We start from the raw sequence: 25,835 nt of genomic DNA, 5'->3' as shown, positions 1-25,835 counted from the left end.
TCACTTTGCATCCATTGCAGGAGCAGGTCCTCTGATTGGTCCAGTACTTGCTGCCCAGTTTGGATATCTGCCAGGAACTGTGTGGATTTTGATTGGTGGTGTTATTGGAGGTGCAGTCCATGATTTTATAATTCTTTTTGCTTCTGTGAGATGTGGAGGGAAATCTCTTGCTGAGATTGCAAAAAAAGAAGTTGGGCCTGTTACAGGGTTTGCCACTGCATTAGCCATACTATTTATAATTATCATAGCCCTTGCAGGGCTTGGACTGGCTGTTGTTAATGCTCTCAAAGAAAGCCCATGGAGTACATTTATCATAGCTATGACAACACCAATTGCGCTTTTTATGGGATTTTACATGCATAAGTTAAAACCGGGCCATATTAAACAGGCAACTGTTATAGGAATAGTTTTGTTTGCGGTAACTGTTATTTTCGGCAAATGGGTTCCAGGCTCCTTTCTCGCGCCATATTTTACCTTTGATCCGAAAGAGATAACAATCTTCATAGCAATCTATGGTTTAACTGGCTCAATTCTGCCTGTCTGGGTTCTTCTTGCCCCGAGAGATTATCTATGTACATTTATGAAGATTGGGACAATTGCTTTTTTAGCTATTGGGGTAACCTGTGTAATGCCGGAGCTTAAAATGCCAGCTATAACAGGATTTATCCATGGCGGCGGTCCTATTATTCCAGGGAAAGTATTTCCGTTCGTTTTCATAACAATTGCATGTGGGGCAATCTCAGGATTCCATTCCCTGATAAGCTCAGGCACTACGCCCAAAATGATTGATAAAGAGTCTGATATCAAGTTGATTGGTTTTGGAGCTATGCTTGCCGAATCCTTTGTTGCTCTTATAGCTATTATTGCAGCATGTGCTCTTGAGCCATCTGATTATTTTGCAATAAATGTAATCCCTGAAAAATTTAAACAGATGGGGCTTAATATTATCCATCTGCCAGAGCTTGAAAAAGTTGTCGGAGAGCAGTTGTCTGGAAGGCCAGGGGGTGCTGTGTCTCTTGCAGTTGGCATGGCTCAGATATTTTCATCTATTCCCGGAATGAAGGGGTTAATGTCATACTGGTATCACTTTGCAATAATGTTTGAAGCATTGTTCATATTAACGACAGTTGATACAGGGACAAGAGTAGCACGGTTTCTCCTCCAGGAATTTGGAGGAAATTTTTATAAGCCCTTTGGGAAGGCAGACTGGCTTCCGGGAAATCTGCTGGCAAGTGCTGTAGTTGTGTTCTGCTGGTCTTATTTTATTTACACAGGAAGTATATCCTCAATCTGGCCCATGTTTGGCATTGCAAACCAGTTGCTTGCAACACTGGCGCTCTGTATCGGGACCACTTTCATAATCAGGATGGGCAAAGCTAAATATGCATGGACAACCTTTTTGCCAATGGTTTTTATGACTATTCTTACTCTGACAGCAGGTTGGCAATCTATATTTGATAATTTTCTTCCCTCAACAAATCCTGATAAAGCTAATTCCATAGCTTTACTGCTTAACTCAGATGTGCAGAGTGTAATTTTCCAGGGATATTTGAATACAGCCATTACAGCTATAATGATGGCACTGGTTGTAGTTATAATTTTTGATTCATCTGTCAAATGGGTCAGAATTTTCAAAGGGGCTGATGTTGTAGCGGTTAGCTCTGAGATGGAGGCTACTAAAAGTAACCCGAAACCAGATATTAATTGCTAATGGGAATAATATCACCCTCCCCTTAATCCCCTCCCGTCAAGGGAGGGGAAGTTCGAGAGAGCATTCCGTCAATGAGAAGGTGATAAAGGCTATGTTCTCTTTCACTGGTGAGGAAATGAGGGGTTAGAAAGTAATTCCCTCTCCCCTTGCCTGCCTACCGCAGGCAGGCAGGCAAGGGTTAGGGTGAGGGGGAAATTTTATATGAAACTTCTTCTCCACATCTGTTGCGCACCATGTGCTATTTACCCCAAGAGAGTTCTTGAGGAATCTTTTGAGGTAAAGGGATTTTTTTATAATCCTAATATTCACCCTTTTCAGGAATATTTGAAAAGAATGGATACTCTTAAAGAATTTTCAGAGAAAGTGGGTTTTGAGGTTTATTATAATGAGCAATATGATATTGCAAAATTTTTTGAATCTATAAATGATGACATTGAAAACAGATGCAAAATATGCTATTCAATTCGTCTTGAAGAAACAGCAAAAGAGGCTGTGAAACTGAACTTCGACTGCTTTTCCACATCACTCCTTTACAGCATATATATGAAGCACGAAGTTGTAAAAGATATTGGGAATGAGCTTGGCAGGGATTTAGGGATAGAATTTTATTATGAGGATTTCAGGCAGGGATGGCAGGAAGGTGTGAAGGTCTCAAAAGAGATGGGGCTGTACAGACAGAAGTATTGTGGGTGTGTTTTTAGCGAAAGAGAGAGGCATAATAAGTTAATCTCAAATGTCAAAGCTTAAAATCCAAACTCTAATTTTTCGTTGCACTTTAATTAGAACCGCTATATATTTAATATAGATGAAAGGAAAAATAATATGAATTTTAAATTCATCGAATCAAAGCCAGGAGTTTGCGGAGGAAAACCTTGCTTTGCAGGAACAAGAATTCCGGTTCATATCATTCTAGAAATGATGGGAGCAGGTGATACAATTGAAGACATTTTGAAAGCATATCCCCAATTAACCAAAGAACATATTCTTGAAGGAATTCGTTTTGCAGCAGAGTTATTGAATTATGAAGAGGCTACCATTACATAATGAAATTTCTTCTTGATGAGAATCTTCCAACTGATATTAAAAACACACTCTTAAAATTTTATCCAGATAGCATAGATGTTTCTTCATCTGCTTTAGTTGGTCAGGATGATGAAAAAATTTATTATTATGCGATTCAAAACAATTTTGGAATCATATCAATGGATTCGGATTTTTCTAACATACTCCGTTTTCCTCCAGACCTTCTTCCCGGGATAATATTCATCCGTCCTAAAGGAATGCGAGGCAAAGAAATCTATAATCGTGTAATAAATTATTTATCTTCCATTGATGTTTCTGAGCTAAAAGGAACATTGGTTGTTGTCTCAAAATCGTCAACTAGAATAAAGAGAAAGAAATGAATTTTTTTTAAATTAATATTTTGGAGATTGGTTTTGTTTTCTGATTTTGGGAAAATGTTGATATTTATAGGAGTGCTGCTTGTCATAATTGGCTTGCTCATTACCTTTCTGCCAAAGATTCCTTTTCTTGGAAAGCTTCCGGGTGATATCAGGATAGAGAGAAAGAACTTTACCTTTTATTTCCCTCTTGCAACCTCAATAATAATAAGCATTATCCTCACAATTATATTCTCCCTGTTTGGAAGAAAGTAACTAAAAGATTATTTTCTTGTTTTTACCTTTCTCAAATGATAGCAAATCTAACAGTTAAATGAGAGGTAAATCCTCAATGGCTTTACTAAAAAGAGGATAAAGCAAATTTGTAGAAACAGACCTTTAGGTCTGTTATTTATATTTAACAGGTCTAAACAGGTTGACCGAGAATAGCGGTTTTGCCAATTTTGGGCTTACTAACTGTTTGATTCTATTGAGACCAATTTTATTAAAATTGAATTCTCGGTCAACCTGTAAAGACCTGTTTCTACCTTTTACAGTGAACTAATTAAAGTTGTTTATAGATTATGCAGTTATCAGATTTTGATTACAGTTTGCACGAGGAATTAATTGCCCAGTATCCACTTGGAAAAAGGGATAGTTCAAAGCTCATGGTGTTTGACAGAAATACAGGTTCGCTTATCCATACAAATTTTTTTAAGATAGCAAATTTTCTGATGAATACAGATGTTCTTGTTATTAATGATACAAAGGTTTTTCCTGCAAGGCTTCGTGGAGTTAAGGAGAATACCGGAGGCAGGATTGAGATACTTCTTCTCAAAAACTGGAAAAACGGTAAAGCAGAAGAAAATATCTGGGAGGTTCTGATAAATACAAATAAGGGGATTAAAAAAGGCGCTACTCTCTGCTTTGGCAACGGTGAATTAAAAGGAATAATAAGGGAATCAGACGGAAACGGGAAGGGAATTTTAGAGTTTGAAACCCGCAACGATATTTTTGAGATTTTAGACAGAATTGGTGAGCCTCCGCTTCCTCCGTATATTAAGAGGAAGTTGTTAGTGAATAGTGAACAGTACTTACCAAATACTGTTCACTATTCACTATTTACTGACAGGGAACGCTACCAGACAGTATATGCAAGGGAAAGAGGGGCTGTTGCAGCGCCAACAGCAGGACTTCATTTTTCTGATGAGCTTCTGAAAAGGATAAAAAAAACAGGAGTTGAAATTATAAACATAACTCTTCACGTCGGGCTTGGAACATTTAAGCCAGTAAGAGTCAGCAATATAAAAGAACATATAATGGATTCTGAAAGCTATGTAATTGCTTCAGATAATGCAGAGAAGCTAAACAAAGCAAGAAGAGACAAGAGGAGAATAATTGCTGTTGGAACAACCACTGCAAGAACGCTTGAATCTGAAATAGAAAAATATGGAAAGTTCACAGAAGGGGAAAAAGAAACGAGTTTATTCATATATCCGGGGTTTAAATTCAAAGCAATAGATTCTCTGATTACAAATTTTCATCTTCCAAAATCAACGCTCCTGATGCTTGTCTCAGCTTTTTGCGGGCTTGAAAATATTATGGATTGTTACAGGAAGGCAATTGAAATGGAATACAGATTCTACAGCTATGGCGATGCAATGTTTATTATATAGAGTGCGACAGAGTTGAGAGTTAAGAGTTCAGAGTGAAGAAAAAGTTAGGAGTTTGATGTAGTAGAGTGGATAGTAAATAGTAGTCAGTAGCCGCAGGCTTCCTGCCTAACGGCAGACAGGTAGCCTGCGTGATCGAGTTTAGAATGAGGATAATGTAGAAACAGGTCTTTACCTGCCTGCCGGTAGGCAGGGACCTGTTGATGAAAAAATAAAACAACACACCTAAAGGTGTGTTTCTACGGTTTTGAATTTTGCATTTAAGGCAAGCTACAAGAGATTGACGACTAACTATGTTTAAATTTAATGTTTTAAAAAAAGAAAAAAGCTCTAAAGCCCGCCTTGGGAAATTATCTACTCCCCATGGCGGGATAGAGACGCCTGTGTTTATGCCTGTTGGAACGCAGGGAACAGTCAAGGCAGTATGCTCAGAAGACCTGATTAAAGCCGGAGCTGAAATCATTCTGAGCAATACCTATCATCTCTACCTAAGGCCCGGACATGAACTCATAAGAGACTTTGGAGGCTTGCACAGGTTTATAAACTGGGAAAGACCAATACTTACTGATAGCGGAGGATTTCAGATTTACAGCCTTGCCCAGTTCAGAAAGATTCAGGAGGAAGGGGTCATGTTTCAGTCGCATATTGATGGCTCAAGCCATTTCATTACCCCTGAGAAAGCCATAGAGATTCAGGAGGCAATAGGAGCTGATATTATAATGGCTTTTGATGAATGCATACCATATCCGTCAGAATACGAATACTGCAAAAACTCAACTGAGATGACCCTCAGATGGGCATTAAGGTGCTTGAAAGCGCAAAAGATAAATAACCGGGCATTATTCGGGATAGTTCAGGGCGGTATGTATGAAGATTTAAGGAAATACTGTGCTGAAGAACTTGGAGAGATGGGCTTTGCCGGATATGCCATTGGAGGATTGAGTGTTGGAGAGCCAAAGGAGGTTATGTGGAATATTGTGGATTATACAGAGCAATACCTTCCGGAAGAAAAGCCAAGATACCTTATGGGGGTTGGCACTCCGGAGGATATTATTGATGCAGTTGCAAAAGGAATAGATATGTTTGACTGCATAATTCCAACAAGGCAGGCAAGAAACGGTTCTTTGTTTACAAGCAAAGGAAAAGTGGTTATAAAAAACTCAAAATATGCAAAGGATGAAAGCCCTGCAGACACTGATTGCAATTGCTATACCTGCAGGAATTATTCACTGGCATATCTGAGGCACCTGTATATATCAAAGGAGATTCTGAGTTTCAGGCTTAATACAATTCATAACCTTCATTTTTATCTGGCTTTGATGAAAGAGATTCGTTCCGCAATCGAAAATGATTCCTTAGCCAGCCTGGTAAAGAAATATAAAGAAAGCTATGAGAAGGTTTTGGTTTAATGTTATGGTAATTGATATATTAATTTGCAATGATTTGAAAATTATGATTAGACAAATTAAATTTAAAAATCTGTGTAACTTTTTTTAGTCTGAATAATCGTTATAAAGGAGGTAATAATGTTTGGTATAGCCTATGCAATGGCTCCGGGAGGTCAGCAGCAGACCCCGGGTTCCAGTTTTGCATTTATCGCAATGATGCTGACGATTTTTGGTTTATTCTATTTGCTTCTTATCAGACCTCAGCAGAGAGAGCAGAAAAAATTACAGGAAATGCTTTCAAACATTACAAGGGGAGATAAGATATTAACAAAGGGAGGGATATATGGTATTGTTGTCCAGATAAAGGATGACATTCTTGTTGTAAAAATTGCTGATAATGTTAAGGTTGATGTTGCAAGAAATGCCATTCAAACAGTTTTTAGAGAAAAAGAAAAAGAAAAAGAGGAAGAAAAGAAATAAAAAGTGACGTGATAAGATAAGCTTAATAGTAGAAAAGCAATAGGGAGTTCCTATGAAAAAAGATTTGCAGTGGAAAGTTATTCTAATAATAGTTCTTGTTGCATTGTCCCTATGGTCTGTTTATCCATTGGATGAAAAGATTAAACTCGGGCTTGACCTTCAGGGAGGGGTTCATCTTCTTTTACAGGTAGACACAAAGAAGGCTCTGGATAACGAGGTAGTCAGGGTGAAAAACATACTAAAGAGAAACCTTGAGGAGAAAAAGTTTTCTTCCTCAGAAATAAAGGTTGATGGCAATAGAAACATTTCCATAAAACTTCTAAATAAAAACGATATTGAAAACGTAAAAGCCCTTATTAAGAAAAACTTTTCAGAGCTTAAATTCAGCGCTGAAAAAGAGGCAGAATTAATTTACTCTTTTGACCAGAGCATAGCAAATAATTATATGAACCTTACTGTTCAGCAGGCAATTGAGATAATAAGAAACAGGGTTGATAAATTTGGTGTAAGCGAACCAATAATTCAGGCACAGGGAAAGGACCGCATTGTAATCCAGCTTCCGGGACTGGATGACCCTGAAAGGGCTAAAAAGATAATTAAGACAGGAGGGGTTCTGGAATTTAAAATAGTCAGGGGAGAAGGCGCAAGCCCTGAAGATATTTTAAAAAAATATAATAACCAGCTTCCAGATGACCTTGAGATTTTGCCTTATTACCTGAGAGAGCAGGATGGTGGAGGTATCAAGGGATATCTTGTCGTAACCAAAGAGGCTCAGGTTTCAGGAAGGTATTTAAAGGATGCAAGGGTTGGGCAGGATGAAAACGGAATGCCTGCAGTAAATTTTGAGTTTGATGGTGAAGGAGCAAATGCGTTTGGCAGGGTTACAGAAGAGAATATCGGAAAGCAACTTGCAATTGTTCTTGATAGAAAGATTCAGTCAGCGCCTGTTGTAAGGTCAAAAATAACTGACAGGGGGGAAATTACAGGAAATTTTTCATATGATGAAGCACAAGACTTGGTTGTTATTTTAAGGGCAGGGGCTTTGCCTGCTGAAATAACCTATCTTGAAGAGAGGACAGTTGGTCCTACGCTTGGTGCTGATTCTGTTAAGGCTGGAGTTGTAGCCTCAGTTGTAGGTTTTTTTGTAATCGTTGTCTTTATAGTAATTTACTACAAGTGGTCGGGATTTGTTGCAAATTTTGCCCTTCTTCTAAATGGAATACTTTTGCTTGGAGCAATGTCATACTTTAAATTCACACTTACCCTTCCCGGTATTGCAGGAATTGCACTGACACTTGGTATGGCTGTAGATGCCAATGTTCTGATATATGAAAGAATAAGAGAGGAATTGCGGCTCGGAAGGACAATAAAATCTGCTATTCAGATGGGGTTTTCAAGGGCATTTGCGACGATTCTTGATTCCAATGTTACAACCCTGATTGCAGGAGTTGTCTTGTTTCAGTTCGGCACAGGCCCTGTCAAGGGATTTGCCGTTACATTGAGTATTGGACTTATTATCAGCATGTTTACTGCTGTATTTGTTTCAAGGGTAATTTTTGACATGAGGCTGGTATCCAAGAAAATGACAAAACTCAGTATTTAGAAGATGTTGAATAACAAAAATTTTTAATATCATTGCGATTGTGCGATAATCCTCGTTTGTCATTGCGAGCGACTCCTTCGATAAGCTCAGGATAAACTCTGGAAGCGCCTGCCTGTCGGCAGGCAGGTGGCTCCATCGCAATGACATATTGGCAAAAAGGAGTTATAATGGAGATTTTTAAACCTGGCATAAATATTAATTTCATAGGAAAAAGATGGATTTTCATATCCGTTTCAATATGTCTGATTGTTATAGGGTTAGCTGCTATATTTATTCGTGGAGGTCTGAATCCCGGTATAGATTTTACCGGTGGAACTTTAGTAGAGATAAGATTTACAAAGGATGTAGAGGTTGTACAGATAAGAGATGCATTGAGAGAAGTTGGTCTTGGTAAAAGCGAGATTCAGCATGTTGGAAATAAAAAGGATGTTCTTGTAAAAACAATATTGAGCGAAGCAGGGAAAATAAGTGAACGGATAACAAACGCTTTGGGTAAAAAATTTAATAAAGCCAACTTTGAGATTTTAAGAGTTGAAATGGTTGGTCCTGCAGCAGGCGAGGATTTGAGATATAAGGCGCAGAGTGCTTTGATTTATTCTATTATTGGTATGATAATCTACATATCATACAGATTCCAGAATAAAGTTGCGATTCCCATTATAGTTATTGCTCTTCTGACATGGGTTTTTTCAACATTCTCATGGGTGAATTTAACCGTATTATCAGTTTTAGCTCTTGTTGCCTCACTGACAGTATGCATACGGTTTGACTTGCGGCAGGCATTTGCTGGTATTGTGGCATTAATTCATGATGTGACAATTACAGCAGGATTTTTGGCAATTACAAATAAGGAATTTACTCTGTCTGTTTTGGCTGCAATTTTGACAATTATAGGTTTTTCTATTAATGATACAATTGTAATTTTTGATAGGATTAGAGAAAATATGGCTAAGAAAAGAGATGAAGATTATGAGACCTTAGTAAATACCTCACTTAACCAGACTCTCAGCAGGACTATTCTGACTTCTGGGTTAACACTCTTAGCAGTTATTTCGCTATTTATATTTGGTGGCCCTATAATACATGATTTTTCCTTTGCTCTGCTTGTGGGAATGATTGCTGGAACATACTCAACTGTGTATATAGCAAGTTCAATACTGGTTATTTGGAAGAGACTGGAAGTTTCAAAAAACGCCAAAAGAAAACAGATACACCAGGTGAAAGCAAAACTTGCAAATGCAAAGGAGCAGGCAAGATAATTAGTGCATTACTCTGAAAAATTCCATATTGCTTAGAAAGCTGTAATAGTGCATTGCTTTTACAAAAGTTGTGGTTAAAGCGACCCTTTTTTGTCATCTTACGATATTTTTTTTCATAGAAGCGACCTCATCCCTGTCTGCTGTAGACAGGTAAATTTCGACTGAGAAAAGGAAAAATAAGATGAAACGAGTCTTACTGTTTATCTTACCTATTTTAATTGTTGTTTCTGTTGTTTTTACAATATTCAGTATAATTCAGATTCGCTTTGAAGAAGATAGAATGATGGATGATTTAAAAAGAAAAGCTAAGACAGTGGCAGAAAGTCTCGAATTGTCAGCAAAACATATTTTTATAAGTCTGGATGACCTTCAAAAAAAAGCTAAGATCGATGCCGAACGCATTGAATTATCTGTTAGGCATATACTTATCAATAATGATTTAAAATCTGCTAATCGTTTAGTCAAAAGCTTTCAAAAACGCGGGAGGTTTCAAGGCTGTGTTATCTATGATAAAGATGAGAGTATTTTAGCCATTAATGAATGGATTGCTGATTGGAGAGAAAAAGATAAACCTTACCTTAAAGAAATAATAGCCAGCAGAATCCCGCGAGAAGAATTAGAAAGATTTAAAGAGTATTCAGTATACAGTTATATATTACCTATTATGGATGATGAAAACAATCTTCTTGGGTTAGTAGAGATTATATATGACACTTCAAATGATTTAAATACCGCTAATCGTCTGGTTGAAAGTTTTCAGAAAAGAGAGAGACTACAGGGCTGCGTTGTTTACGATAAAGATGGTCAGATTTTGGCTATTACCGAGCGAATTTCAGACTGGAGCCAGAAAGAAAAGCCCTATCTTAAAGATATAATAAACAATAAAATCCCGCGGGGTGAATTAGAAAAATTTAAGGAATATTCAGTGTATAGTTACATTCTCCCTGTCATAGATGAGGGCAACAATATCCTTGGATTGGTTGAGGTTATATATGACACTTCATATGTGTTTACACGATTGACAGAGTTATGGAAACGCATAAGTATCCCTCTAATCATTTTGATAGTTTTGATAGCTTCAATAACAGTTTTAATCCAGCGACAGATATTTATTCTACCAGTTCAGCAGTTGACCGAATGGTTTCAGCGTTTTCAAAAGGGGGAAATAGATTCGTCTCATTCCATTAAAGAAAAAGGAGAACTTGGAAAACTTGCCGGTGAAGTTGAGCAAGTGGCTTTGAGTTTAAGGGTAGCCCGGAAGGCAGTCGCTAAAGAAGCCTCAGCCCGTCTTCAGAAAGAAGAGTTGTGGACTGAGGCAAAACTTAAAGATATCATCCATGCTAAATTAGGCGAAAATGCTTTGGTTATCGTATCAAACAGAGAACCTTATATGCATGTTATAGATGAAGCTACAGGGGTATTCAAGTGTCTTCGACCTGCAAGCGGAGTGGTAACTGCCTTAGACCCCATAGTGCGAACCTGTGGCGGAACTTGGGTTGCTCATGGAGGTAGTAATGCGGACAGAAAATTTGTAAATTCAAAAAATAAGCTGGGAGTTCCCCCCGAAGATAACCGCTACATTCTCAAAAGAGTTTGGCTATCAAAGGAAGAAGAAGAAGGCTATTATTATGGATTTTCAAATGAAGGATTATGGCCTCTTTGTCATATTACTCATACCAGACCAATATTTAGAGAAACAGATTGGCATATGTATAAGAGAGTAAATCAAAAATTTGCTGAAAGTATTTTAGAAGAATTGCCTGCAAAGAATCCCTTTTTATTTATTCAAGATTATCACTTTACTCTCCTTGCAAAGTTTGTAAAAGAGAGACGCCCGGATACGACAATTGCATTATTCTGGCATATTCCATGGCCAAACCCGGAAGTTTTTTCAATCTGCCCTTACCATGAAGAGATTTTAGAAGGAATGTTAGCCTGCGATTTAATAGGTTTTCATGTTCAATATCATTGTAATAATTTTTTGGATACTGCCAATAGGCTTCTTGAGTCTCGTATAGACACAGAAAGATTTAGCGTAATACGCTACGGCAAAGAGACATTTATAAGGGCATTCCCTATAAGTATAGACGGTTACTTTAGTAATGGTGCTTCTGAAATGAAAACTGAACAGGCAAACAAGATTCTTAAAGAATTTGAAGTAGAAGATAAAATAATTGGCATAGGTGTTGAAAGAATTGATTATACCAAAGGTATAATAGAGCGCATATTAGCCATAGACAGGTTTTTGGAAAAGAACCCTCAATATAAAAATAAATTTGTTTACATACAATTGGGCGCCCCAAGTCGTACCCATATAAAACGCTATCATGATTTAATTGGAGAAATAGATGAACTGATAGAAAAGAAGAACTGGAAGTACGCTGATGGAAACTGGAAGCCAATAATATATCTGAAAAGGCATTTTTCCCCTGAAGAAATTAAGCCGTTTTATGCCCTTGCTGATTTCTGCATTGTAAGCTCCTTGCACGATGGAATGAACTTAGTGGCTAAGGAATATGTTGCGTCAAAAATTGATTTAAAAGGAGCATTGATATTAAGCTGTTTTACTGGAGCTTCCAGAGAATTGATTGATGCCATACAGATAAATCCATATTCTATAGAAGAATTTGCTGATGCTATAAAGCTTGCCATAGAAATGCCAGTTAATGAAAAATTAAAACGGATGGAGAATATGCGGAATATTGTAAAGGAAAATAATGTTTACCGCTGGGCAGGAAATATTATTACCGAATTAACCGCATTGAAAAAAGACTAAAAGTTTATTGAATATATGAAATATTTATTTAGCAAGTGGGATGAGCTGAGGGAAGATTTCATTAATAGGCACATCTACCTTTTTATAGATTATGATGGCACCCTGACTCCTATTGTAGAACAGCCGGATAAGGCAGCTATTTCCTGGGATATGCGAAATCTTCTAAGGGATTTGTCAACTAAGCAAGGATGTAGCGTAGGAATTATCAGTGGAAGGGCATTAAAAGATATAAAAAGAATGGTTGGTTTAAAAAGGATTATTTATGTAGGAAATCACGGATTAGAAATAGGAGGGTCTAAGATAAAGTTTGAAAGCCAGATTTCATCTCAGTTGTTTTCAATTATAAGAAATTTAAAAGAGGAATTAACTGATAAGTTGTCAAAAATAAAAGGCATATTTGTAGAGGATAAAGATGTGACACTAAGTGTTCATTATCGCTTGGCTACCAGAAGCAGCTATTTATTAGCCAAGAAAATAATTGAAGAGGTTATTCAACCATTCTTAGCAAGAAATAAGATAAAGGTTAGTTATGGGAAGAAGGTTATAGATATAAAACCGCCGGTGCAATGGAACAAAGGCATGGCAGTAGCGTGGCTTCTTGCAAGACAGACATTTATTTTAGGCGACCATCCGATTATGCCCATTTATCTTGGTGATGATGTAACCGACGAAGATGCCTTTGATATGTTAAAAAATAAAGGATTGACTATATACATAGGAAAGCCAAAAAATTCGCAGGCAAAATATTATCTAAAAGATACTCAGGAAGTCTTTGAGTTTTTAAAAAAGATTTTATGTTTATGTAAAAATTAAAGAAAATGAAAGATTTAATAAGAGCCAAAGAACCGTTTAGATTTTACACAAGGCTACATTTGTCAGAACTGACCGGATTAAGAGCTACTACCTTAGGTCAATTATTAGACCTTATCAAAGAGGTTTCAGACTCTTCTATTTATCATCATACGCATAGATTTTTACAGGAGCATCAATACCTTTCTCCAGAACCACCTAATGATTTTGCCTACTGGGTTACTGAGTTACTTGGCGAAGATGAGCTTGGCGAGAAACTAGCCAGTATCGATACTGTCCAATATTCAACTATTCGTAGTCTTCGAGACAAAATTGCAGAAACCATTGAGGACTATCTAAAGAACAATGCTTTGGCTAAGTTAAAATTCGTCTGGGAGGGTGAAGAGTTTCATTTTGTCAAATCGGTAAGCTTTATATTGCCTACAAGTTATGTTGTTTATAATTTGAAAGAATTTGTAGATATCTTAAGAAAAGTTACTATCGATTCCATATATTTTCATGTTTTTGAAGCGCGCTTAAGACTGGAAAGAAACAACAGTGATTTTTCCAACTGGATAGAAAACTCTATTGGCGATAAAGAATTAGCTTACGAAATCGCAAGGCTTGATCCTTACACCCATACCCTTGAAGGATTAAGGAGTGCCCTCATAAATATGATAGAAAATAGAATAGCTAAGTGATATGGCAAAATTAGATGAATATATCCCTATCGTTGGCCAATCAGTTGTAGATGATTTAAGACTTCTTGCGCAGAGGTTGGAGGGTAAGATTATTCAACACATCAATTCTACATCTGTTGGTGGGGGTGTCGCAGAAATATTAAACCGCATGGTTCCGCTATTAAAAGAACTCGGCATTGATTCAAGATGGGATGTGATAAAAGGCGGAGAGCAGTTTTTTGAGGTAACCAAAAAATTCCACAACGCCCTGCATGGCAGGGTTGAAGAAATAACGCAGCGCGATTTTGATATCTTTATGGAAACGAGCCAAAAAAATATAGAGGAAGTAAACACTTATGGTGAAATTGTTTTTGTGCATGACCCACAGCCGATAGCCTTGATAAGGAAGAAATCCAATAACAAGTGGATCTGGCGTTGTCATGTAGATGTATCAAATCCTAATCAAAAGGTATGGAAATTTTTAATGGATTTTATTGTTAATTACGATTCAGCAGTATTTTCCGTTCCAACTTTTTCACAAGCGGTCCTACCAATAAGACAATTTTTGATTTCTCCTTCTATTGATCCATTGAGTGATAAAAATAAGGAATTATCTCCTGAAATTATAGACTCAGTATTGAAAAAGTATGGGATCCTCAAGAATAAACCTATACTTACGCAAATCTCTCGCTTTGATCACTTAAAAGATCCTGTTGGAGTCATAGAGGCTTATAGACAGGTTAAAAAATATATTGATTGCCAGCTTGTATTGGCCGGCGGCACTGCAGAAGATGACCCCGAAGGGATAAAAGTCCTTGAAGAAGTGCGGGAAAAGGCTGAGCAAGACAAAGATATACACGTTTTACTCTTGTTTCATAGCGATATTGAAGTAAACGCGTTACAGAGAGCATCAACTATTATTATACAGAAATCTCTGAAAGAAGGCTTTGGCTTAACTGTTGCCGAAGCCCTTTGGAAGGCAAAGCCAGTGGTTGCCTCCAATGTCGGAGGGATTCCTTTACAGATAAAACATAAATATTCTGGATTACTTTGTCATTCAATTGAGGGAGCTGCTTTTGCCATTAAACAATTACTCAATAGCTCAGAATATTCTAAGAAATTAGGCGAAAATGGCAAGGAGCATATAAAAAATAACTTTTTGCTTACGCGCCACCTTAGAGAGTATATGCTTTTGTTTCTTTCGCTGTATCATCCAGAAGACGTGGTTCATTTATAATTAAAAGGGATTGTTAGGTGAAAATAAGCGGATGGATATTTATGATTTTATCTTGGGCAAAATATTTAACTGTATCTAATTTTTTAGTTAACCCTGAAAAATAGAAGCCATATAAATGCAAAAATCGGTACCAAAATTGGCAAAGAATATTTTATGATATATCCAAAAAAGCTTGGACAATGAACACCTTCCTGCTCAGAGATTGATTTAACCATAAAATTAGGTCCGTTACCTATGTATGTAATTGCGCCAAAGAAGACAGCAGCCACTGAAATAGCCTGAAGATATTTCCAGTGCTGTTCAAGAAATATTACCATATGTGTCTGGTTATCAAGTTGAAGGTCATGCAACCCAAATGATGCACTTAAAAAATTAAGATATGTAGGAGCATTGTCTAAAACACCTGACAAAATACCTGTCCCCCAGAAAAATTGCCCGGGAGTTTCTATCCCAAGTTTTCCTGCATTAATCTGAAGCCAGTCAAGGCAGGGGACCATTGTTGCAAAAATTCCAGCAAAAAGAATTGCAACTTCCTTTATGGGAATAAAATTAAACTTATTCCTTTCGTGTATTTCTTTTCTTGTTGTAAAATATGAACAAATTGCAGCGCCTGCCATAATAGATTCCCTTAATAATACGGGTTTATTAATAAAAACTGCTATGAGGATGAGAATGAGGAATAAGATATTATAAAGACCTAAAACATGGGTTTCTTCGCCTTTAAATTCGACCTCTTCTCTAAGTTTTTCTTTAACTCTTATATAATAGCGATAATCAATTAAGTAAAAAATTATAAGTAGTAAACTTATAGCCAAAAGCCAGGCAGACCAAACCTTATTAATTACCCAAAAGAAAGGGACCCCCTTTAAGTATCCAAGAAATAAAGGAGGGTCGCCTATTGGGGTAAGGGCTCCTCCAATGTTACTCACAATAAAAATGAAAAAAACAACATGGTAACTTGTAAGACGATACTTATTTACCTTTAGATATGGCCTTATAAGGAGCACTGATGCTCCTGTTGTTCCCAAAACATTTGAAACGAGCGCACCAATAGATAACATAATTACATTTGCGTGTGGTGTTGACTGTCCCTTTATATTAATATGGATACCACCTGCGACAACAAAAAGAGAGCCAATTAGGGTGATAAAACTGATATACTCCAGTCCTGTGTGTACCATTCTGGCACTATTTTTTAGAAAAAAAATATAATAAATAATTGCAACAAACCCCAATCCAAAAGAAAAAACAGGATAATTCCTTTCCCACCAGTGCTTATTGATTAAAGGAATAACTGCTATGGAAAGGAGGAGAAAAACAAAAGGGAAAATCATCAAAGGATTAACAGGAATTATTGTAACATTTTCCATTATATTTATCTTTTTTACTAAAAAGAGATTGTCAAAAAATTCATTTTTTGAAATATAATATCAGGTGGCTATCAACTACTAATGAATTACTCTTATTAACGAATGGTTAAATCCGTAGTTTTTCGAAAGCTGATTTAAGACGTCTAATAGTTTGGAGGTTGCCTCTTCTATTTTTTTAACCTGTTCTTCGTTAACACCTAAAAAGTGGATTTCGTCAAGTCTTTCTCTTGCATACTGGATTTCATTCAGGACCTCTTCATCAAAACCTTCATTACCCAATACTTCGTGAATGTCTAAAACAGTTTCAATACAGGAAGTAACTCTTTTTCTTAATTTGTCATCCATGTTTGTTTTCAGTGTTAAAATAAATAGGTCAGGCATCCTGCCTGCCTGAGGCAAGATGCCTCAGCCAAGATTCTTTTGAAATTTCTCTAAAAATAAATGATTTTAAGCTCAGAGTCAAGGGAAAATGAAGTTTGGTGTTTTGAGTAAAATCGTCGTCAGTGAATAGTATTCAGCAGGGGCAAATCTCTGGCAACTTAAATTATAGGCTTTGACTTTAAATAGACTGGCAATTATATTTAAAAAATAAATCTCTTGAAAACGATTATGAGCAGAGAAGAAAAAGAGCAGATAATAACAGCAATAATTATTTTTATTTTGATTGGAACAGGTCTTTACAGATTCTATGCAACGAATAAAGTTAATGATAATGTCGTAAAAGAAAACAGGACAAAAATAGAAGTAATTTATTTAGATGAGATAGAAGAGAACAAAATAGAAGAGAACAGAGAAGCTGGTTTCAAGCCTTTAAAATTAATTAATATAAACGAAGCTTCTCAGGATGAATTGGAGAAACTTCCTGGAATCGGTGAAACGTTTGCAAAAAGAATAATTTCTTACAGGATGACTAATGGGATATTTGCAAGGAAAGAAGAGATAATGAAGGTTAAGGGAATAGGGGAGAAAAGGTACGGGAAGATGAAGGATTTTATTGCAGTGAGGTGATAAGAATTAAGGATTAAGTTGTAAGTATTAAGTAAGGAGTTAATTAGCAGATTGATTCCGGAATAACATTAGAATACAAAGCGTCATTGCGAGGAGTGAAACGACGAAGCAATCTCATTATCAGTGCAAAACTGACAGAAAATCAGTGGGTAGGAATGTCCTGCCTATCGATAGGCAGGGTTTCTAACCCCTCATTATAGGTGCGATTTGAGAGATAGAAGGCTGATGGTTTTAACCGATTTTGACGGAACTGTTACAAAGCGGGATGTCTGCTATCTGCTTCTGGATGAATTTGCTAAATTTAATTGGCAGGAAACAGACAGGCAGTGGGTTGACGGAAGACTAAGCACAGAAGAAGCATATAAAAAACTTCTTAAAAGCATAGATATTACTAAAGAGAAGTTTGACAGGTTTATTGAGACAGTTGAAATAGATGAAGGCTTCAAAGCCTTTTTTTTCGGTTGCAAAAAAAATAATGTCAGAGTTGAAATAGTCAGCGACGGGCTTGATTATTATATCAGGAGGATTCTTGAAAGAGAAGGGCTTGGGGAAATACCTTTTCATTCAAACAGGCTTAACTTTAAAGGCAATGAATGGGTGCTCGAGTTTGATAAAAAAAGCCACAAGCTTTGCCCGAGAAAGGATAATCCCTGCGGCTTCTGCAAGAGAATGGTGGTTGAGGCAAGAAAGAATGAAGGTTATAAGATTATCTTTATAGGTGATGGTCCCTCAGACCGCTGTCCTGCATCCTGCGCAGATATTGTGTTTGCTAAGGGATTTCTGAAAGAATTTTGTGTGGAAAATAAAATTTCTCATTATGAATTTATGGATTTTAATGATGTTAGAAGGCTATTTGAATCTCATAAATTTTTTGTTAAAAGGTGATGTAATATTATTCCCTTTTTACCCTTTCTTTAGGGGTTTTTTAAGGGACAACCCTGCAACTTCCCCGTATATTTCCTCTCTCCTATCTCTCATAAATGTCCAAAGCCTCCTGGCTTCAGTTATTTGGTCTAAATCTATGTCTGCAATTAATATGCTGTTCTTTTCATTGCTGGGACCACAGATAAAATTTCCCTCAGGATTCACGCAGAAACTCTTGCCGTAAAACTGCTGGTGCTTTTCCTTGCCGACGCGGTTTACGCGGAAAATAAAAACATTGTTTGCAATGGCGTTTGAGGAAATTACTTTTTCCCACTTCTGTATTGCAGAAACTGAGTCAGATGCTGTTGGAGAAAAAATGACTTCAGCGCCTTTTACTGCAAGAATTCTTGATACTTCAGGAAAGAAAACATCCCAGCATATCTGAACCCCGATTTTTGCATATCTGGTTGCAAATACAGGAAAACCGAGGTTGCCGGGCTTGAAATAATATTTTTCTTCCCAGTAAGGATGTTCAGGTATGTGGTTTTTGCGGTATTTGCCTGCTATGCTTCCGTCAGCGTCGATTACAACAGCAGTATTGTAATATACGCCGCTTATGTCCTGCTCAAAAAAGGGGCATATGAGGACAATCTCCTTTTCCTTTGCCAGAGCCTGCAGGGTTTTGATTGTTTTCCCGTCTTCTTTTTCAGCAAGGGCAAAGTTATTTTCATTTATCTCATAAGGAAACCATTGGATGTTGAATAGTTCCTGTAATCCGACAATTTTTGCTCCACGCTCTGCTGCCATACGGATCAGACTGATGGTGTTTTCTAAATTTTTGTCTTTATCTTCACTGCATGCAGCCTGAATGCCTGCAATTTTAAACATTAGTTTCTCCTGAAAATTATTATTTGATTACACAGATTAAATTTAAAAATTAGTTTTCTTATATCATCAAAATCTGTTAAAGTCTACTTAAAAGGCTGATGGCTGTGAAATTGCTGTTTCTGAACAAGTTGGAAGTGATGGGTCAGGAATCGTTGGGAGTGATGGATTCGGAATCAGTGAAGTGAATAGTGAAAAGTAGATGCCTGCCTGCGGTAGGCAGGCAAAGCAAAGCTTTGCTATTATAGACTTAAGAAAATTATGCAGAAACTAAGAAGACCAATAACAATAACATTTTTTCCTTTTCTATCCGGGCTTATTTTTAGCCGCATATTTCCAGTGTTCAATGATTTATTCTCATATACCTGTATCCTGTCAGTTATTTTTCTTTCAGGAATCCTTGGCTTAAAGTACAAAAAATCAGTAAAAATATTTTTAATGCTTCTCGCTTTTGCTGTTGGCTGTTTTTATAGTTTTCTTTCAAACGATTTAATTCCAATAAATCATATAGTTCACAAGATTACCTCTGGAGAAGATGCTTTACTTTCCGGAACAGTTGTTTCTATCCCGGAAGAACACAAGGACAGGACTTCCTTTATCCTTGAAGCAGAAAGACTGGAGAAAAAAGATAAAATATTTGCTGTTACAGGCATGGTTCAAGCAAATATATACAAAGGCGGGGGCAATGTAGATTACGGAGACAGGCTGAAGGTCTATGCAAGGCTGGTAGTTCCAAGAGGGTACAAAAATCCGGGAGGATTTGATTACCAGAAGTTTTTAAAATCCAAAGGAATACTTGTTATTGCAAGAATAAAAAATGACCTTTTCATAGCTGATAAAATCAAAGGCGCCGGAAATCCTTTCCTTGAGTGGGTTTATGACTGGAGAAAATTTTTAATAGATAGAATCAATGGGAATTTTGTTACTCCCAATTCCTCAATGCTTGTTGCAACACTTTTTGGAGAAAGAAGCAGCTTAACTGAAGAAATAGAAAAGACATTCAAGCGCTCAGGAACATACCATATTTTTGCCATTTCAGGCTTCAATATCGGGCTTGTGGGCTTTATATTCTATATGCTTTTCAGAATAATTGGCTTTAAACCCTCAATTGCATCATTTCCATCAATAATTGCTGTTGTGTTTTATTCTGTATTAGCAGGAATGCAGCCTTCTGTTAAAAGGGCAATGATAATGACAGCAGTTTATTTTGTTTCAGTAATCATAAGGAGAGAAAATGAAATTTATAACACGCTCTGCATTGCTGCTTTTGTAATCCTTGTGATTGAACCAAATGCAGTTTTTGATGTTGGATTCATCCTTACCTTTGCTGCTACTTTTTTTATAATCTACCTCACACCAAAGTTTAATAATGTTCTGAAATTCATACCCTTCAGGTATATGAGAGGGCTTGTTTCAGCATCCCTGTCGGCACAGATTGGTGTTACTCCGGTTTTAGCTTTTTATTTTAATAGCATCTCTCTTACCGGGGTTCTTGCGAATTTTGTTGCTGTTCCCATTGCGAGTTTAATTTTCGGGACAGGGATTTTCTTTTTATTTTGCGCAAGTATTCCTTCAATGCCGTTGTTTTATGTTGTCAGGGCGCTGGATTTGATGCTTTCATCAATGCTTGAAGTCGTTGAATATTTCAGCAGGCTGCCATTCTCTTATATCAGGGTTTTTACTCCGGGTTTTATTGAAATATCGTTATTTTATATTTTGATATTCCTCATTGTTTATTCAAAAGGGAGAAAAATGGCGCAGACTGTTTTGATTTTTCTTGCAGTCATTCTGACATGCAGTTTCTTCACAAACATTTTTCCGTCATTTGGTTCTGATGAAATGAGAATAACCTTTATGGATGTTGGAGAAGGCGATTCTGTCTTTATAAGATTTCCTGACGGAAAAACCGCGCTTGTTGACGGAGGAGGCACTCGCGATGACAGGTTTGATGTGGGAGGGCAGGTTGTTGCTCCCTATCTTTTCTTCAGCAGGATTAAAACCATAGACTATCTCATTCTTACCCATCCGCATCCGGACCATATGAACGGGATTAAGGCAGTGCTTGATAATTTTAAAGTAAAAAATTTCCGGGAAGGATGCGCAACAGATAACCGCAGTTTAAATTATTCTTTAATCAAGGAAAAAATTCAGAAAGGAAATATTCCTCAAAAAAGGATTATGAGCGGAGAAGAGTTTAAAATTGGCAAAGACATATCAATCCGTTTTTTAAATCCTTCTGAAAAACTATGTGACAGAAAAAACGGGTTTTGGAAGAATATGAATAACCAGTCGCTTGTCTTTCAGGTCATATACAAAAAGGTCAAGATTCTTTTTTCAGGAGATATTGAAAAAGAGGCAATAGAGGATATAATACTAAGGGATGCAGATATTAAAAGTACTGTTATCAAAGTACCCCATCACGGAGGGAAGGTTTCTGGAAATTCTGAATTAATAAAAAAAGTTTCACCAGAAATAGCTGTGATTTCTGTTGGAGCCAACAACCCTTTTGGCCATCCTTCAGAGCAAACACTGGAAGATTACAAAAAATCAGGTGCAAAAATATACAGAACAGATATAAACGGAGCAGTAACATTAAGAACGGACGGATTTAGGGTGTGGGTGGAGACAGTGATGTAAAGGGTTCAAGGATTCAAGGGGTCGAGGGTTCAAGAGGGTAGGAGCAAGTGTAAAAAATTAAAAACTTAAAATGCAAAGCTAAAAACTACAGTTCAAAACTTCAAACTTTGAACTTTAAGTTATCCTGAATCCTTAACCCCTAGACCCCTTGAACCCGTTTTAAGGAATGGTCACACATATGAAGTTTGGTAAATTTGAAATCTTTTCTCTGTCTGACGGAACTTTTAAGCTTGATGGCGGTGCAATGTTCGGCATTGTGCCAAAGGTTTTATGGGAGAAAAAAGAAACTCCTGATGAGAAAAACCGCATAACCTGCGGTTTGAATCCGCTTTTAATCAGAACAGGAAACAGAAATATTCTTGTTGATACAGGGATAGGGGATAAATGGGATAAAAAGCATTATGAGATTTACGGGATAAACAAAGATAAAAATCTGGCAAAATCCCTTTCAGAATTAAACATTTCACCATCAGACATTGATATTGTGATTAACACCCATCTTCACTTTGACCATGCTGGTGGAAATACTGTGATTTCGGAAGGCGGAAAAATTATACCCGCATTTCCAAAGGCAAAATATTTTATACAAAGGGGGGAATGGGATGATGCGCTAAATGCCGGTGAGAGGACAAGGGGGAGTTATCTCAGGGAAAATTTTTTGCCGTTAATGGAGCATAAGAGGGTAGAATTTTTGTATGATGATGAGACGGTTGAAGAGGGGATAAGGGTTATGAAAACCCCGGGACACAACAGGCATCATCAGTCAGTACTCATTGAAAGCGAAGGGGGAAAGGCTTTTTATCTCGCAGATTTAGTTCCGACCATTTCTCATCTTCCAATAACGTGGGGAATGGGATATGACCTTTTCCCTGAAGAGTCAATTGAAATGAAAAAAAAGATATTGAATCAGGCTTTGGCAAAGAAATGGCTTTTGATTTTTGAACACGATATCAGGGCGAGAATGGGATATCTGAAGATAGTGAATGGAAAGATGGAGATTGAGAAGGAGGAATAGAATTTTAAATTGAAAATTGAAAATTTGAAATTGTTTGAAAGGAAAGGGGATGGAATTTTCAAGAGAGTTGATTGAAAGATGCAGGAGAGCAAAATCGGTTGTTGTTCTGACAGGGGCAGGCATTTCTGCTGAGAGCGGGGTTCCAACATTCAGGGGCGAAGACGGGCTATGGAGAAAATACATGGCTGAAGAGCTTGCAACACCATACGCTTTTGCAAGAGATCCAAGGCTTGTATGGGAATGGTATGACTGGAGAAGGCAGATAATTTCCAAATGCCTGCCAAATCCAGGGCATTATGCAATTGCCAAGCTTGAGACTGTTTATCCTGATTTTTTACTAATAACGCAGAATGTTGACGGACTGCACGTAAAAGCCGGAAGCAAAAACCTGAGGGAAATACACGGAAATATCTGGAGAGTGAGATGTACAGGGGAAGAAAGGGTTTCGGAAAACATTGAAGTTCCACTGAAAGATATTCCGCCAATGTGTGAATGCGGAAAAATGCTCAGGCCTCACATAGTATGGTTTGGTGAGTCTCTTGATTCAGAAGACATAAAAATATCCTATGAGGCAATAGAGAAATGTGAGCTCTTTTTTTCAGTTGGAACCTCTGCTCTTGTCCAGCCTGCTGCTTCCTTTGCAATGATTGCAAAGGAGAACAGCGCCTGCGTTGTTGAAATAAACAGGGATCCTACTCCGATATCCGACCTTGTTGATTACTCTGTAATGGGCAGGGCTGGAGAAATCCTGCCAGAGCTTGTGGAGAAGTTAAATAAAATCCTAAATTCTAATATCTAAATCCCAAACAAATCCTAAATTCAAATGTTCAAAATGTTTTCAATTTTGGATTTTTGCCATTTGATATTGTTTACCTGTCTGCGGACAGGCAGGGAATTTAGGATTTTGAGTTTCGGATTTAACGCAACCAAATACTCAAAAAACCCCATTATACCTTTTTTATTCCCTCAATAAACGGTCTGAAAAGGTCAATTGGTATTGGGAATATTGTTGTTGAATTATTGGATGCTGTGGAAACCTCAACAAGGGTCTGCAGATATCGCAGTTGAAGCGCTGCGGGGTGTTCCTGAATCATTTTTGCAGCATCCACAAGCTTTGCAGCTGCCTGAAATTCTCCTTCGGCGGCTATTATTTTTGCCCGTCTTTCCCTTTCTGCCTCAGCCTGTTTGGCAATTGCTCTCTGCATTTCCTGAGGCAAATCTACATTCTTGACTTCAACTGCAGTTACCTTTATTCCCCATGGCTCTGTCTGCTTGTCCAGAATAGCCTGAAGCTGCTGGTTTATTTTATCTCTGTGGGCGAGGAGTTCATCCAGTTCTGACTGTCCTAAAACGCTCCTCAGCGTTGTCTGTGCAAGCTGGGAAGTAGCATAGAGATAATTTTCTACTTCTATAACTGCTTTGTTGGGGTCAATGACCCTGAAGTAAATCACGGCATTGACTTTAACAGTTACATTATCCCTTGTAATTACATCCTGAGGCGGGACATCAGTGGTTACAACCCTGAGGTCAATCCTCATCATAGAGTCTATTACAGGAAAGACCAGAATGACACCGGGTCCCTTTGCGCCGATAATTCTTCCAAGCCTGAAGACGACACCTCTTTCATATTCATTCAGTATTTTGATTGACATAAGGATGTAGAGAAGGACTATTGAAATAAAAATTACTATTCCGTTCATAAAAAATCCTCCATTAAAAGTTTAAAAAAAATACAATTATTTCAACTTTTCCACTTTAAGCAAGAGACCATTTATGCCAGTTATTTTAACCTTCTCCTTCTCGTTTATCTCTTCATCGCTGACAGCATTCCATAGTTCTCCATGGACCATAACCGTGCCTGTTTTTTTTATATCAGTTTCTGCGGACCCGGTTGTCCCAATAAGTCCTTCCTTTCCTGTTGTTGTTTTTTTGGAATGCGCTCTTACGATTGCTCCTACAAGAAAGAAGAATATTGCAGCAATTGAAAGCGCGGCAGGGAGAATTACATTTAAAGAGACTTTTAAAAACGGGTAAGGTGTATCAATTAGCATCATTGAGCCAAGAACAAGGGAAATAATTCCGCCTGTTGTGAGCAATCCGTAACTTGGCACATACAATTCTGTAATGAAGAGCAGTACTGCAAAAAGGATAAGAAACAATCCGGCATAGTTTATCGGGAGAGTCTGCAGGGCATAAAAAGCAAGAATCAGGCTTATGACACCAACAATTCCCGGAAAAATCAGCCCCGGGCTTTTAAGTTCAAAAAATATTCCAGCCATTCCTATCATCATCAGCAGATAGGCAATGTTCGGGTCGGTTATGACCTTGAAAAATTTCTGAGGCGTGGTCATCTCAATATGGTTAACCCTTGCGTTTTTTGCCTTAATCACCTTTTCTCCGGCAGCAGTTATAATTTTTCTTTTGTCAAGCTTTGCAATGAGGTCATCCATGTCCTTTGCAATAAAGTCTATTATTTTTTCTTCAAGGGCTTTTTGTTCTGTGATTGACACGCTCTCCCTTACAGCTTTTTCAGCCCATTCAGCGTTTCTCCCTGTTTTGTTTGCTATTGTTCTTATGTAAGCAGCAAGGTCGTTCTCGATTTTTTCTCCCATTACAGAGTCTTTGTCTCCTCCTCCATCGATGGTTACAGGATGGGCTGCTCCGATATTTGTGCTTGGCGCCATTACAGCAACATGGCTTCCAAGGGTTATGAATACTCCCGCGGAGGCTGCCCTTGCACCGCTTGGAGAAACAAATACCACAATAGGAATTTTTGAAGCCATAATTCCTTTGATAATTAATCTTGTTGAGTCCACCAGACCGCCCGGAGTATCAAGCCGTATTATCAGGCACTCCGCCTTGTCGCCTGTAGCCCTTTCTATGGAAGCGGTGATGAAGTCTGCTGTTACAGGGTTTATGACCCCGTCAACAGTTATGACATCTATCTGAGGCTGGTCTGCTTCAAGAACCGAGAAGGTCAGAAGAAGCAGGAAGACTATAATCAGGATTATTGTTTTTTTCATCTGCCAACACTCCTTTGTCTGAAAAAATTATGCGTGAATTTCAGAAAATTGGCAAGCA

The 25,835-nt window shown here is 37.6% G+C and carries 24 protein-coding genes; 19 read left to right on the top strand and 5 right to left on the bottom strand.

From position 1 onward, the window contains the following. The 14 genes from A3H37_02195 to A3H37_02130 all read left to right on the top strand — a co-directional run. Positions 1–1,711, top strand: a 1,711-nt coding sequence (locus tag A3H37_02195) for a carbon starvation protein CstA (protein OGL50634.1), incomplete at its 5' end; no start/stop codon positions are given. A gap of 201 nt (positions 1,712–1,912) precedes the next feature. Then, positions 1,913–2,458: a hypothetical protein gene (locus A3H37_02190; GenBank protein ID OGL50633.1), complete on the top strand. Its 546-nt coding sequence runs from the start codon at positions 1,913–1,915 to the stop codon at positions 2,456–2,458. Between the two features lie 75 nt (positions 2,459–2,533). After that, complete coding sequence (locus tag A3H37_02185; protein OGL50632.1) at positions 2,534–2,755, top strand: antitoxin; 222 nt, start codon at positions 2,534–2,536, stop codon at positions 2,753–2,755. Further along, positions 2,755–3,114: a hypothetical protein gene (locus A3H37_02180; protein OGL50631.1), complete on the top strand. Its 360-nt coding sequence runs from the start codon at positions 2,755–2,757 to the stop codon at positions 3,112–3,114. The genes A3H37_02185 and A3H37_02180 overlap by 1 nt, the downstream gene beginning before the upstream one ends. 33 nt (positions 3,115–3,147) lie before the next feature. Then, the gene (locus A3H37_02175) at positions 3,148–3,366 is read left to right on the top strand and encodes a hypothetical protein (protein OGL50630.1); all 219 of its coding nucleotides are present in this window, start codon (positions 3,148–3,150) and stop codon (positions 3,364–3,366) included. Between the two features lie 308 nt (positions 3,367–3,674). After that, the gene (locus A3H37_02170; protein ID OGL50629.1) at positions 3,675–4,766 is read left to right on the top strand and encodes a tRNA preQ1(34) S-adenosylmethionine ribosyltransferase-isomerase QueA; all 1,092 of its coding nucleotides are present in this window, start codon (positions 3,675–3,677) and stop codon (positions 4,764–4,766) included. Between the two features lie 290 nt (positions 4,767–5,056). Then, complete coding sequence (locus A3H37_02165) at positions 5,057–6,172, top strand: tRNA guanosine(34) transglycosylase Tgt (GenBank protein OGL50628.1); 1,116 nt, start codon at positions 5,057–5,059, stop codon at positions 6,170–6,172. A gap of 138 nt (positions 6,173–6,310) precedes the next feature. Continuing rightward, complete coding sequence (locus tag A3H37_02160) at positions 6,311–6,631, top strand: preprotein translocase subunit YajC (GenBank protein ID OGL50642.1); 321 nt, start codon at positions 6,311–6,313, stop codon at positions 6,629–6,631. 52 nt (positions 6,632–6,683) lie between these two features. Beyond that, positions 6,684–8,234, top strand: coding sequence for a protein-export membrane protein SecD (locus tag A3H37_02155; protein ID OGL50627.1), 1,551 nt, complete (start codon positions 6,684–6,686; stop codon positions 8,232–8,234). Positions 8,235–8,401: 167 nt separating this feature from the next. After that, the gene (locus A3H37_02150) at positions 8,402–9,493 is read left to right on the top strand and encodes a protein-export membrane protein SecF (protein OGL50626.1); all 1,092 of its coding nucleotides are present in this window, start codon (positions 8,402–8,404) and stop codon (positions 9,491–9,493) included. Positions 9,494–10,859: 1,366 nt separating this feature from the next. Beyond that, entirely contained in the window at positions 10,860–12,269 is a 1,410-nt protein-coding gene (locus tag A3H37_02145; protein OGL50641.1) for a trehalose-6-phosphate synthase, read from the top strand. Between the two features lie 15 nt (positions 12,270–12,284). Then, the gene (locus tag A3H37_02140; protein OGL50625.1) at positions 12,285–13,082 is read left to right on the top strand and encodes a trehalose-phosphatase; all 798 of its coding nucleotides are present in this window, start codon (positions 12,285–12,287) and stop codon (positions 13,080–13,082) included. A gap of 5 nt (positions 13,083–13,087) precedes the next feature. Beyond that, entirely contained in the window at positions 13,088–13,759 is a 672-nt protein-coding gene (locus A3H37_02135) for a hypothetical protein (protein OGL50624.1), read from the top strand. Position 13,760: 1 nt separating this feature from the next. Further along, positions 13,761–14,975, top strand: coding sequence for a glycosyl transferase family 1 (locus A3H37_02130; protein ID OGL50623.1), 1,215 nt, complete (start codon positions 13,761–13,763; stop codon positions 14,973–14,975). 83 nt (positions 14,976–15,058) lie between these two features. On the opposite strand, the gene A3H37_02125 is transcribed toward A3H37_02130, so the two are convergent. Further along, positions 15,059–16,345: a sodium:proton antiporter gene (locus A3H37_02125; protein OGL50622.1), complete on the bottom strand. Its 1,287-nt coding sequence runs from the start codon at positions 16,343–16,345 to the stop codon at positions 15,059–15,061. A gap of 78 nt (positions 16,346–16,423) precedes the next feature. Further along, on the bottom strand, positions 16,424–16,744 hold the full coding sequence (locus A3H37_02120) for a hypothetical protein (GenBank protein OGL50621.1): 321 nt from the start codon (positions 16,742–16,744) through the stop codon (positions 16,424–16,426). Between the two features lie 210 nt (positions 16,745–16,954). On the opposite strand from A3H37_02120, the gene A3H37_02115 reads away from it, so the two are divergent. Together A3H37_02115 and A3H37_02110 are read left to right on the top strand one after the other, a co-directional pair. Continuing rightward, positions 16,955–17,353, top strand: coding sequence for a hypothetical protein (locus tag A3H37_02115; protein ID OGL50620.1), 399 nt, complete (start codon positions 16,955–16,957; stop codon positions 17,351–17,353). 225 nt (positions 17,354–17,578) lie between these two features. Next, complete coding sequence (locus A3H37_02110; GenBank protein OGL50619.1) at positions 17,579–18,238, top strand: hypothetical protein; 660 nt, start codon at positions 17,579–17,581, stop codon at positions 18,236–18,238. An 18-nt stretch (positions 18,239–18,256) separates the two neighbouring features. Here A3H37_02110 and A3H37_02105 read toward each other — a convergent pair whose 3' ends face one another. Next, positions 18,257–19,105 carry a hypothetical protein gene (locus A3H37_02105; GenBank protein ID OGL50618.1) on the bottom strand — a complete coding sequence of 283 codons (849 nt, stop codon included), beginning with the start codon at positions 19,103–19,105 and terminating at the stop codon, positions 18,257–18,259. A gap of 258 nt (positions 19,106–19,363) precedes the next feature. Here A3H37_02105 and A3H37_02100 point away from each other — a divergent pair, with 258 nt between their 5' ends. From A3H37_02100 to A3H37_02090, 3 genes are all read left to right on the top strand, one after another. Further along, positions 19,364–21,739, top strand: coding sequence for a DNA internalization-related competence protein ComEC/Rec2 (locus A3H37_02100; protein ID OGL50617.1), 2,376 nt, complete (start codon positions 19,364–19,366; stop codon positions 21,737–21,739). Between the two features lie 178 nt (positions 21,740–21,917). Then, on the top strand, positions 21,918–22,754 hold the full coding sequence (locus A3H37_02095; protein OGL50616.1) for a hypothetical protein: 837 nt from the start codon (positions 21,918–21,920) through the stop codon (positions 22,752–22,754). Positions 22,755–22,803: 49 nt separating this feature from the next. After that, positions 22,804–23,553 (top strand): NAD-dependent deacylase, encoded by a 750-nt coding sequence (locus A3H37_02090; protein ID OGL50615.1) that lies wholly within the window; start codon positions 22,804–22,806, stop codon positions 23,551–23,553. Positions 23,554–23,701: 148 nt separating this feature from the next. Here the strand turns inward: A3H37_02090 and A3H37_02085 are convergent, their stop codons facing one another. Together A3H37_02085 and A3H37_02080 are read right to left on the bottom strand one after the other, a co-directional pair. After that, entirely contained in the window at positions 23,702–24,454 is a 753-nt protein-coding gene (locus tag A3H37_02085) for a hypothetical protein (GenBank protein OGL50614.1), read from the bottom strand. 36 nt (positions 24,455–24,490) lie between these two features. Next, positions 24,491–25,777 carry a serine protease gene (locus A3H37_02080; protein ID OGL50613.1) on the bottom strand — a complete coding sequence of 429 codons (1,287 nt, stop codon included), beginning with the start codon at positions 25,775–25,777 and terminating at the stop codon, positions 24,491–24,493. Positions 25,778–25,835: the final 58 nt, after the last annotated feature.

The organism is Candidatus Schekmanbacteria bacterium RIFCSPLOWO2_02_FULL_38_14, from assembly GCA_001790855.1.
In the GTDB taxonomy this organism is placed as follows: Bacteria; Schekmanbacteria; GWA2-38-11; order GWA2-38-11; family GWA2-38-11; genus 2-02-FULL-38-14-A.
This window is presented reverse-complemented; position numbering and strand designations above follow the sequence as displayed.